The 10,557-nt window shown below is 68.6% G+C and carries 8 protein-coding genes; 5 read left to right on the forward strand and 3 right to left on the reverse strand.

All coding sequences use genetic code 11. The features are described 5' to 3' along the window. Nucleotides 1-27: 27 nt before the first annotated feature. Together NO978_RS02420 and NO978_RS02425 are read right to left on the reverse strand one after the other, a co-directional pair. Nucleotides 28-579 carry a hypothetical protein gene (locus tag NO978_RS02420; RefSeq protein WP_257297919.1) on the reverse strand — a complete coding sequence of 184 codons (552 nt, stop codon included), beginning with the start codon at nucleotides 577-579 and terminating at the stop codon, nucleotides 28-30. A 73-nt stretch (nucleotides 580-652) separates the two neighbouring features. After that, nucleotides 653-1,171 (reverse strand): hypothetical protein, encoded by a 519-nt coding sequence (locus tag NO978_RS02425; protein WP_257297920.1) that lies wholly within the window; start codon nucleotides 1,169-1,171, stop codon nucleotides 653-655. Nucleotides 1,172-1,268: 97 nt separating this feature from the next. Between NO978_RS02425 and NO978_RS02430 the strand changes: the two genes are divergently transcribed. From NO978_RS02430 to NO978_RS02445, 4 genes are all read left to right on the forward strand, one after another. Beyond that, on the forward strand, nucleotides 1,269-3,938 hold the full coding sequence (locus tag NO978_RS02430; RefSeq protein WP_257297921.1) for an AAA domain-containing protein: 2,670 nt from the start codon (nucleotides 1,269-1,271) through the stop codon (nucleotides 3,936-3,938). A gap of 40 nt (nucleotides 3,939-3,978) precedes the next feature. Beyond that, nucleotides 3,979-4,827 carry a phosphatase PAP2 family protein gene (locus NO978_RS02435; RefSeq protein ID WP_257297922.1) on the forward strand — a complete coding sequence of 283 codons (849 nt, stop codon included), beginning with the start codon at nucleotides 3,979-3,981 and terminating at the stop codon, nucleotides 4,825-4,827. 78 nt (nucleotides 4,828-4,905) lie between these two features. Continuing rightward, a complete protein-coding gene (locus NO978_RS02440; protein ID WP_257297923.1) occupies nucleotides 4,906-5,415 on the forward strand; it encodes a DUF6789 family protein in 510 nt (169 codons plus the stop codon). 111 nt (nucleotides 5,416-5,526) lie between these two features. Continuing rightward, nucleotides 5,527-6,564, forward strand: a complete 1,038-nt coding sequence (locus tag NO978_RS02445) for a hypothetical protein (protein ID WP_257297924.1) — start codon at nucleotides 5,527-5,529, stop codon at nucleotides 6,562-6,564. Nucleotides 6,565-6,634: 70 nt separating this feature from the next. Here the strand turns inward: NO978_RS02445 and NO978_RS02450 are convergent, their stop codons facing one another. Next, nucleotides 6,635-9,433: an ATP-dependent helicase gene (locus tag NO978_RS02450; protein ID WP_257297925.1), complete on the reverse strand. Its 2,799-nt coding sequence runs from the start codon at nucleotides 9,431-9,433 to the stop codon at nucleotides 6,635-6,637. A gap of 337 nt (nucleotides 9,434-9,770) precedes the next feature. Between NO978_RS02450 and NO978_RS02455 the strand changes: the two genes are divergently transcribed. After that, nucleotides 9,771-10,505 (forward strand): MBL fold metallo-hydrolase, encoded by a 735-nt coding sequence (locus tag NO978_RS02455; RefSeq protein ID WP_257297926.1) that lies wholly within the window; start codon nucleotides 9,771-9,773, stop codon nucleotides 10,503-10,505. Nucleotides 10,506-10,557: the final 52 nt, after the last annotated feature.

Genomic DNA, 10,557 nt, shown 5'->3' on the forward strand with positions numbered 1-10,557 from the left:
TCCCCGGAGTGTCGACCCGGCCCGCCGTCACATGAAGCCGCGGTCGACCCCGTCGTCCTCGATGACGTCGTCGAGTTCGGCGTCCAGCACCGTCTCGGCGTCCTCGAACGTCGTCGCGAGGTCGTCAAGCCCCTCCGGCCGGTCGTAGTTGTCGAACTCCATCGGTCCGAACGCCGGGCTGTCGAGTGCGTCCATCACGTCGTCGAAGAAATCGCCCGGCGTCGTCGGCGCGTCCGCGTGCGCCTCCACGACTGCCTGCAGGCGTTTCGCCGCGTCTTCGGCCTCGTCCTCGTCCTCCGGCGGGGACTGCACCGCAAAGCGGTTCCCGTCGGTCTTCGTCGGGAACAGCGGCGCCAGTTCGTCGTCCAGCCGTCGCGCCACCTGCGTTCCGACGCCGTGGACCTCGAACGGGTTCTTCGCGTACGTCTTCAGGTGATAGACGCCGCTGTTGGGGTGTCCGAGATACAGGTCCTCGCCGAGGCCGTTCGCGCGGTCACCCGCGACCGCACGCCAGCCCTCCGGGTCCGCTCCGGAATCGACCACGTCCGCGACGATGTCGTCCCAGTCTCGAACGCGCATGGACGGGGCTAGTTCGTACTGTCGCAAGAACGTATCGGTGCCCGAGAGTCGTGACAGGTGTCGCGACGCGGAGTCAGTTCTCCTCGTTCCCCGGCCCCTGCAGCTCGTCCTTGACGCCCTCGACGGTCTCTTTGGCCTCGTCGGCCTGCTCCTCGACGTGCTTCGCGCGGCCCGTGATCTCCTCGGCGGTCTCCTCGGGTGCGCCGGTCTCCTCGACGGACTGCTCGACAGTCTCCTCCAGCTCCTCGGCGGCGGTTCTGACCTGCTCGGCGGACTGCTCGACGCCCGCTGCGGACTCGGCGACGGTCTCCTCGCGGCGGCGGACCCCGCGGGCGACGAGGAGCAACTGGAGCGCGCCGGCGAGCACGAACAGCGTGACGACGACGCTCGTGAGCTGTGAGAGCAGCTGGCTGTTGCTGGCCGACAGTGCCAGGGCGTCCGTGGTCGCCCGGACCAGATGGACGAGCGCGACGAGCGCGGCCGCGACGAGGAGCCCGCGGACGAACCACCGGTACCACGGAGCGAACACGACTCGTTCCAGCGCGTCGGCGGCCGGTGTGAGCACCGGGACGCCGTCGTCCGACTGTGACATGCTCTCAGGTTTCTCTCGCAGCCTATATCAAACCCCGACACGACGAGGGTCCGCGGGCCACGCCGGGTTTATCAACGGGGACGACCGAGGGGTGGACGTGAGCGTTCGCGGTATCGTCACGACGGTCGGGGAGGAACGGTCGGTCGACACGAGCCACGGCACGAGCGAGCTCGTGGAGGTGGGGCTCGAACGGCCCGAGGACACCCCGACGACGGTCACGCTGTGGGGGCGCTGGACCGAGACCGCAGCGGTGCTCGAACCGGGGATGGAGCTGCTGGTCACCGAGCCGAAACGGGAGGAGTACGAGGGCGAGCGCTCGTTCTCGACGACCGGTGACTCGTACGTCGTCGTCGAGCCGGACTTCCTCGTCAACGTGACCGACGTGCGCCAGTGGGTGCAGTGTCCCCGGATGTACTACCTGAACAAGCTCTCCAGCGTCCCGCTCGCCTACCCGGTGGTGAAGGGGACCGTCGTCCACGAGGTGTTCGGGGACCTGCTCCGCGGCCGTGACTTCGACGAGGCCGTCGAGGACCGCGTCGCGGAGCAGGCGCTCGAACTCGGCCTGCTCGACTACACCGCCGAGGACGTCGAGCGCGAGGTGGCCCAGAACGCCCAGGCCATCGCGGGCTGGCTCCAGCAGGGGCGACTGGCCGACGAGGACGAGTGGCGCTCCGAGCGTCTGCTCGTCTCGGAGACGTTCGGCATCAAGGGGCGGGCCGACGCTATCCGGCGGGGCCAGCCCGTCGAGCTGAAGACCGGGAAGAACCTCAAGAGCGAGCCGCGGTTCCACGACAAGATACAGGCCGCGGCGTACGCGCTGCTGCTCCAGGAACGCGGCGTGCCGGCCGACACCGGCACGCTGCTGTACACGAAGAACGAGGCGCTGGACCGCGACGAGTTCACCGGCGACTTCTCGCCGGCGAAGGAGTTCTCCATCGGCGACGGCCTGCTCAAGTTCGTGGTCCGGGCGCGCAACGAGATCGCCGCGATGGAGTTCGACGCCGACGTGCCGACGGGCTACGAGGCCGACGCCAGGTGCGAGTACTGCTTCGAGCAGGACACCTGCATGGTCGTCTCGGGGCGGCTGGACCAGGAGTCCAAGGCCGGCCAGATCGGCACCGCCCTCCCCGAGGACGAGCGGGCGTACTTCGAGCGGACCTACGACGCCATCGAGGCAGAGCGCGGCGCGGCCCACGACGAGTTCGTGAAGCTCTGGGGGCAGACCGCCGCCGAGCGCGCCGACGACGACCGCGCGCTCGTCGACCTCGAACCCGTCGCGAAACGCGAGCTGCCGGCGGGCCGCTGGGAGCTGACGGCCCGGCGAACCTCCGCCGCCGTCTCGAAAATCCGCGAGGGCGACTACGTGCTCGCGAGCGACGGCGACCCCGTCCGTGGCCACTCGGAACTCGCGACGGTCGAACGCCTGGGCGACGAGGAGATAATCCTCACCGCCGACGAGCCCGTCGACGTGCATCGCCTCGACGTCTACCCCTCCGACATCGGCCCGTCGCGGCTGCTGACGGCGGTCCACGACGCACTGCTGAAGGGCGACGAGCGCCGGAAGGACGTGCTGTTCGGGCGCGAATCGCCGGCGTTCGAATCCACGGACGAGACGTTCGTCGACAACAACGACGCGCAGGACGAAGCGGTCCGCATGGCCGTCACCGCCGACGACTGCGCGCTCATCCACGGCCCACCCGGGACGGGGAAGACCTACACCATCGCGCAGGCGGTCCGGGCGATGGTCGAGCGCGGCGAGCGGGTCCTCCTCTCGGCATTCACGAACCGTGCGGTCGACAACGCACTGGAGGCCATCAGGGAGACGGGCTTCGAGGACGACGACCTCGGCGACATCGTCCGCATCGGGACGAAGTCGGGCGTCCGCGAGGACATGCAGGACCTCCGGCTCCGTCGTCACGGCGACCCGCAGGAGCGCGCCGCCGAACTCGAGGACGCCAGCGTCGTCGCGGCGACCACCGCCACCTGCGGCTCGACGGTGATGCGCGAACAGCAGTTCGACGTGGCGCTCGTCGACGAGGCCGGCCAGCTCACCGAGCCCGGCACGCTCGCGGCGGTCAACCTCGCCGACCGGTTCGTCCTCGTCGGCGACCACCAGCAGCTCCCACCGGTCATCCGCGCCGACACCGACCTCTCGCGGTCGCTGTTCGAGCGCCTCATCGACACCCACCCGGAAGCGGGTGTGCTGCTCGACCGGCAGTACCGGATGTCACAGCGCATCCAGGCGTTCCCGTCGCGGGAGTTCTACGACGGCAAGCTCCGACCCGCGACGGGCGAGGTTGCCGGGCGCTCCCTCGCGGACCTCGACCACGTGGACGTGACGGCGCTCCCCGACGCTCTCCGTGGCGGCGTCTCCATGGTCGACACACCGGGCGACGACGGCCGCCACACCGACGCCGTGGAGGCCGCCGAGGTCCGTCGGGTCGTCGACGCCCACCTCGAGGCCGGGCTCCGCCCCGAGGAGGTCGGCGTCATCGCGCCGTTCCGGGCACAGGTCGCCGAGATAACCCGTGACGTGCCCGACGGCGTCGCCGTCGACACGGTCGACCGCTTTCAGGGGTCGGCGAAGGAGGTCATCGTCGTCTCCTTTGTCGCCTCGGGAGACCTCGACAGCCCCATCTTCGAGGACTACCGGCGGGTGAACGTCGCGCTGACCCGGGCGAAGCGCTCGCTCGTCCTCGTCGGCGACAGCGACACGCTCTCGACCGACGAAGTGTACGCCCGGATGGTCGACTGGGCGGACCGGTAAAGCGAAAGCGTTCAGTTCACGGCCGGGGAACGTGCAAGGTATGGTTCGACTGGAGGCCGCCAGCGAGGCCATCCGCACGGCGTTCCCGAACGGTCTCGTCGACGTGTACGCAGGCGTGACTGCGCTCGGGAACCCCGGCCTGCTGACGGTGCTGCTGGCGCTCGTCTACTGGGGCTACCGCCGCGAGGAGACCGCGACGGTCGCCGGCTACGCCTTCCTCGCGTTCGCGCTCGTGCTGTTCCTGAAGGAGGTCTTCGCGATGCCGCGCCCACCCGAGTCGGTCATGCTCGTCGCTGAGGACGGCTACGGCTTCCCGAGCGGTCACGCCATCGCCGGTGTCGTCGTCTACGGCGGACTCGCCCTCGAGTTCGACTGGCTCGAGGAGCCGCCGAAGGCGCTCGCGGCGGGGCTGCTTTCCCTCTCGGTCGGTCTCTCGCGGATCGTCCTCGGCGTCCACTATCTCGGGGACGTGCTCGTCGGGGCGGCGCTCGGCCTGGCCGTCCTCGCCGCCGGACACTGGCTCTGGCGCGACCAGCCCGCGGTCGGCTACGGCCTCGGTGCGGTCGTCGCCGTGCCGGCCGTCCTCGTCTCCGACGGCGACCCCCAGACGGTGGCGCTGCTCGGCTCCTGCCTCGGCGGTGTCTGGGCGTGTCGGACGGTCACGCCGCTCTCCGACGCCCGGGACCGCGCCGAGCTGGCGTTCCTGTTCGCCGTGGGCATCCTGCTCGCGGTCGGCCTGCTAGCAGGCAGGGTCGTACTGGAGACGAACCGGCCGGCGCAGTTCGTCCTGGGTGTGGCGACCGTGGCGACCATCCTCGCGCTCCCCGCGGCGCTCGACCGACTCGACGCCTTCGCCGTCGTCCGACGCATCGCAGGTCGAGCGACGTGAGTGCCGAATAAACGGCGTACCGAACACATTCGTCTGCGCGGCCAATCGTTTATATTCGTGGCGGTGGTATGTTGTGACATGGCAAGCAGTCACTCGGGTGCAGAAGAGGAGAACGAGGGGTTCGATCGGACGGCCGAACGAGACGACGAACTCCGGGCCGCGATCGGTGCCGTGGCCGGCGGTATCGTCGGCACCACCGTCATGACGGGCGTGCTGCTCGCGGTGAACGCGATATACGCGCCGGAGATCAGCGTGTTCGCGACGCTCGCGGAACTCGCCGGCGTCGGTGCCGACAACGTGGCCCTCGGGATGGCGATGTTCCTCGGAGCCGGGGCGCTCGCCTGGCCGCTCACGTTCGCGACCCTCGGCGCGTACCTGCCGGGTGGGACCCGTTCACAGCAGGGCATCGTCTTCGCACTCGTGCTCTGGACCGGCTTCGCCGTCGCGTTCGGCACCAGGTACTCCGGTGCGGACCTCGCGGTGTTCGTCGTCACGTCGGTCGCCACCCACATCGCCTACGGCTACCTGCTCGGCTTCGTCGCGGGCCGGCTGACGGGGCACCGGGAGAGCCCCGAGATCGCCGTCTGATTCGACCCGAATTCTAGAACCACTCCGGACGGAGTTGCCACCCACTCCGGAGAGAGTCTGTCCGAATCTCGAACAATCCTCTTCTAGTGGCTCGGCCTCTCCACGGATGGAATGTCGAACTCACCGTACACCAGACGCAGCTTCGTTGCAGCGACCGCAGGGACTGGACTCGCGGGTCTCGCCGGCTGTCTCGGCGGCGACTCGTCGGGCAGCGACACCGAGGAGATGACCGACGGCATGTCGACCACGGAGGGCATGACCGACGGCATGAGCACCACCGAGGAGGAGATGATGGCGGAACCCACCGACCCCGATTCCGCACCCGTCGCCGCGGTCGACCGGTTCAGCGAGTCCGCAGGCACCCTGCACGTCAGGTCCGACGGGAACGACCTACCCGGCCCTGACGAACCCATCGACTTCGACCAGGCACCGTTCATCACCCGAGGGCTCGCCCCCGACGGCGAGCCGGTCGAGTACTACAACTTCGACGTACAGGCGACCGCACCCGCTCCGATCTACGTGCTGTTCCACGAGGGCGAGGACACCCCGGTCGAGGGCCAGCCGAACGTCGTCGGCGTCGTCCCGGGCGACGACGGCTACAACGACTTCTGGCAGGTCCACCGTGTGACCGTCCCCGAGGACTACACCGCGAACACCATCACGAGTGCCGCCGGACTGATGGACAGCGGCTACGACGTCGAGGCGACCGACATGCTTGTGAACTGTCCCATCGTCCCCGAGGGCTCGACCGCGACGAAGCGGGCCGGCGACGGCGACACCGGGCTGGTACAGGGCTGGTACGACGGTCAGGTCGTCCACTACTTCACCTTCGGCGAGGCGTCGCTGACGGTGACCGACGGGTCCGTCCCGCTCTCGCCCATCTTCGTCGCGTTCAACACGAACCCGGGGATGGACGGCGGCGGTCCCGCCTCCGGGTTCATGACCGAGATGGGGAGCAGTCAGACCCACAACGTGGTCGCCACCCTCCCCGGCGACGACGGCTACTCCCCGCTCTGGCAGGTCGCGGTCTACGACAACGCCGACTTCGAGAGCGTCTCGGACCTCGAGTCGGCCAGCGACGCGAACATCCTGAACAACAACGCGGCGACGGTGAACTGTCCCATCGTCTCGACCGGGATGATGGGGTAGCGTTCCACGTCGACTCGCGTCCTTCCGTTCCCCCTGCTGGTCCCGCTGACGCCACCAGCCACCGACGCGACTACTCGATAGTCCCGGCGAGGTCGTCCACGCCGCTCGCCTGGTCGCCGATGGCCTCGACGACGCGCTCGTGGAACTCCTGGAGCACCGCGCTCTCGTCCTCCGCGAGGACCACGTCGCTGGCCGACAGCGTGGCGAGCCCGAACGCCCGCGGCGTCGGCGACTCGACGCGCGTGTGGGTGACCTGTATCTGGCCGGCCGCGATGGCGCGGACGACCGCCTGTACGGCCGCGACGTTCAGTTTGTCCTCGAGGATTTCGCGGTACGTCTCCTCCATCACCGCGAACTCGTCGAGGTCCTCGGCGAAACCGAGCAGCATCTCGCTGGAGACCTGCTGTTGCTTCGCGGACTTCTCGTACCCCTTGTACCGCTTCAGTATCATCAGCGAGCGCGTCGCGTCGATGCGGAAGTAGCGCTGGAGCAGCTCGGTACCCTGCAGGCTCGCCCGCAGGTCGGGGCGCACGTCGCCCGCATCGAGGCTCTCGACGATGCCCGCGATGTCGACCTTCCGGTTCAGCGGCATCGAGAGCGTGAACCCGTTGTCTGCGACGCTGACCGAGACGTTCGCGTTCGTCGCCTGGGCACAGCGGTACGCGAGCAGACGGGAGAGCCCGTCGTTGAAGCGCCGACCGTACGTCGAGTGGACGTGGTAGCGGCGCTCGTAGTCGTTCCGGTCGACGACCTCCTCGACGGCGAGCCGGTCGCTCGTGCTGACGCTCTCGACGCCGGCGTAGGCGACCTGTTCCTCGAACATCCGGGTGACCGCTCGGACGGTGTTGTCGTCCAGTGGGAACGCCCGGAGCCAGTGTCGGACCGCCGGGGCACCGCCCTCGGACAGCCGGTCGAGCAGTTCGCCCTGGAACGCGGCTATCTCTCGCCCGAGGTCGTACGAGAGGGGAAGCCGCTCGGAGTACCAGGACGGTACGGTCGGCGCGGCGCTCGTCGGGTCGACGTACACCTTCGAGCCGCGACGGTACCGGAACTCGAAGTGCTGGCCACCCAGCACGAACACGTCACCGGATTCGAGCGTGTCGAGGTACTCCTCGTCGAGCTGGCCGACCCACTCGTCGCTGCCACGGGTGAACACGTCGCAGGTGAACGAGTCCGGGATGGTGCCGACGTTCGTCATGTAGATGACCCGCGCGAGCCGGCCGCGCTTCCCGACGAGGTGCTCTCCTACCGGGTACTCCTCGTAGTGATGTTCGCCCGATGGCGCGTCGTTCGTGTCCCGCCAGACCTTCGCGTAGACGTTCTTCTCCTCCAGCCCGTCGTAGTCGGCGGTGAGGTAGCGCATGAGCTGCTCCCACTCGGCCTCGCCGTACTCGCGGTAGGGCCACGCCGACCGGAGGATGCGCCGGACCTCCCGCTCCGGTCTGATCTCCGCGATGGCCATGCCGTACACCTGCTGGGCAGCCACGTCCTGTGCACGCTCGGGTACGTCGACGCTGTCGACGAACCCCTCGTCGGCCTTCTTCAGCATCACCGCGCACTCGACGAGCTCGTCGCGGTCGAGGGCGACGACCCGCCCGGTCACGGTCTGCCCGACCCGGTGGCCCGCGCGGCCGACGCGCTGGAGGAGCGCCGCGACCGACTTCGGCGAGCCGACCTGCACCACGAGGTCGACGTGTGGCATGTCGATGCCGAGTTCGAGGCTCGTCGAGGAGGTGACCACGTCCAGCTCGCCCGACTTCAGCTTCGACTCCACGTCCTCGCGGACCTCCTTCGAGAGGCTGCCGTGGTGACAGCCCGAGTTCGCCTCGTCGTAGCCGTCGAAGCGCTCCCTGAGCCGGTGGAGCACGCGCTCGGCCCCCGACCGCGTGTTCGTAAACACGAGTGTGTTCGTGTGCGCCTGGATGAGATCGTGCAGCTGGCCGTAGAACCGCTCGGTGACGACGTCCCGACGGGTGTCGATGAGGTCGTCCGTCGGGCAGGTGAGCTGGAGGTCGAACTCGCGGGCGAAACGCGTGTCGACTATCTCGCAGTCCCGGGGCTCGGGCTCCGGGAACCCGCCTCGACCGTCGGCGGCGTCCGGGTCGTCCGGCACGTCGTTCCCGACGAGGAACTCGGCTACGTCCTCCAGCGGGTCGATGGTCGCCGAGCAGCCGATTCTCGTCGGCGAGTGCTCCGCCAGTGCCTCCAGTCGCTCCAGCGACACCGAGAGGTGTGTCCCGCGCTTGTTCTCCGCGAGGCTGTGGATCTCGTCGACGACGACGTACTCCACGGTCCGGAGCTTCTCGCGGAACTTCGGCGCGTTCAGCAGGATACCCAGCGTCTCCGGCGTCGTGTTCAGCACGTGTGGCGTCTCCTGCAGCATCTTCTGTCGATCGGACTGGTCGGTGTCGCCGTGGCGGATGGCGTGGCGTACCTCGCCCACCGGCTCGCCGCGTTCCTCGGCGATCTCGCGGATACCCGACAGCGGCTCCTCCAGGTTCCGGTGGATGTCGTTCGCGAGGCTCTTCAGCGGCGAGACGTACAGGCAGTACACCGAGTTCTCGAGACCGGCCTCGCGTTCTCTGGCGAACAGCTCGTTCAGGATGGCGGTGAAGCTCGCCAGCGTCTTCCCACTGCCCGTCGGCGCGCAGATGAGGGCGTTCTCCTCGGCGTGTACGTGCGGGATGGCCCCCTTCTGGGGCGGCGTGAAGAAGCCGCCGTTCTCGGGGACGAACGAGCCGAACTGCTCGACCCACCACTCCTGTACGGCGGGGTCCAGCAGCTCGAACACGTCTTCGTCGTCGATGCCGACCGTCTCGGGGTCGCCCTCGAACCCGTCCAGGTCGGCGAGCAACGCCCTCGCGTCCATTGGTAGCTCCTGAGGGGCGGACCGGCAAGTGCCTTTGCCCTCGCGAGTCGTTCGTGAATCGCTGCGAGAAGGCGCGACCGTCGGAGCCGTCGCGACGAGGCGTTTACGTCTGTCGTAAACTTCGGCGGGGGCATACCGTCCGACCATCCCTGTGGCGTGCGGGCTGTTCTGTCCGCTGTCACCGCCAGCAGCTCCACCGATTGCCGGAAGCGCCGTTCCTGATGCTGATGAAGGAGCTATCTGGCTGTTGCTAATCCAGCCCAGTCGTAACGAAAGCCGCCACCGAAGTCGAACGAGTGGCGGCACACATTTCACGGTGGCCGTCCCGAACCCGAGTATGCGCGTCACGTTTCTCGGAACCGGGACTGCGATGCCGACGGCGGACCGCCACCAGACCGGCATCCTGCTGGAGGGAGACGAGCAGCCGCTGCTGGTCGACTGTGGGGCGGGGTCGCTCCACCGGCTGGCACGCACCAACGTCGGCTACGAGGGTGTCTCGTCGGTGCTGCTCACGCATCACCACCTCGACCACGTCTCGGACCTGATGGCGCTGCTGAAGGCGCGCTGGCTGGCCGGCGAGGAACACCTGGAGGTCGTCGGGCCCACCGGAACGAAGGAGCTGGTGGACGGGCTGCTCGACGTCCACGACTACCTCGACGGCCGGGTGGACCTCACGGTCCGGGAGGTAGGGCCACACGAGTTCTCGGTCGCGGGCTTCGAGGTCGAGGGGTTCGAGGTGCGCCACTCGCTACCGTGTCTGGCCTACAAGTTCGACGGGGCGTTCGCGTTCTCGGGCGATAGCGAGGCCTTCGCGGGGCTCGCCGAGTTCGCGGAGGGCGCGGCGGTGCTGGCCCACGACTGCTCGTTCCCGGACGGTGTCGACGTGGACAACCACCCGACGCCGTCGGAGTTAGGACGGGCGCTGTCTGGCCACGAGATCGGCCGGGTGTACCTCACGCACCTCTACCCGCACACGACCGGCGAGCACGAGGCGATGCTGTCGTCCATCGCGGAACACTACGACGGCGACGTCCGGTTCGCCGAGGACATGCTCTCGCTGACAATCGAGTGAACGATGGCCACCTCGCGTCCGGTTTCCTCTTCGGGTAGCGACAGCTTTATCT

The sequence above is a fragment of the Haloarchaeobius sp. FL176 genome (assembly GCF_024609245.1).
Lineage (GTDB): Archaea > Halobacteriota > Halobacteria > Halobacteriales > Natrialbaceae > Haloarchaeobius.

Bases quoted from the DNA above. Each gene is read 5' to 3' on its own strand.
- NO978_RS02435 (WP_257297922.1), top strand. From the start codon at position 3,979: ATGGTTCGACTGGAGGCCGCCAGCGAGGCCATCCGCACGGCGTTCCCG.
- NO978_RS02455 (WP_257297926.1), top strand. From the start codon at position 9,771: ATGCGCGTCACGTTTCTCGGAACCGGGACTGCGATGCCGACGGCGGAC.
- NO978_RS02425 (WP_257297920.1), bottom strand. From the start codon at position 1,171: ATGTCACAGTCGGACGACGGCGTCCCGGTGCTCACACCGGCCGCCGAC.
- NO978_RS02450 (WP_257297925.1), bottom strand. From the start codon at position 9,433: ATGGACGCGAGGGCGTTGCTCGCCGACCTGGACGGGTTCGAGGGCGAC.
- NO978_RS02440 (WP_257297923.1), top strand. From the start codon at position 4,906: ATGGCAAGCAGTCACTCGGGTGCAGAAGAGGAGAACGAGGGGTTCGAT.
- NO978_RS02420 (WP_257297919.1), bottom strand. From the start codon at position 579: ATGCGCGTTCGAGACTGGGACGACATCGTCGCGGACGTGGTCGATTCC.
- NO978_RS02445 (WP_257297924.1), top strand. From the start codon at position 5,527: ATGTCGAACTCACCGTACACCAGACGCAGCTTCGTTGCAGCGACCGCA.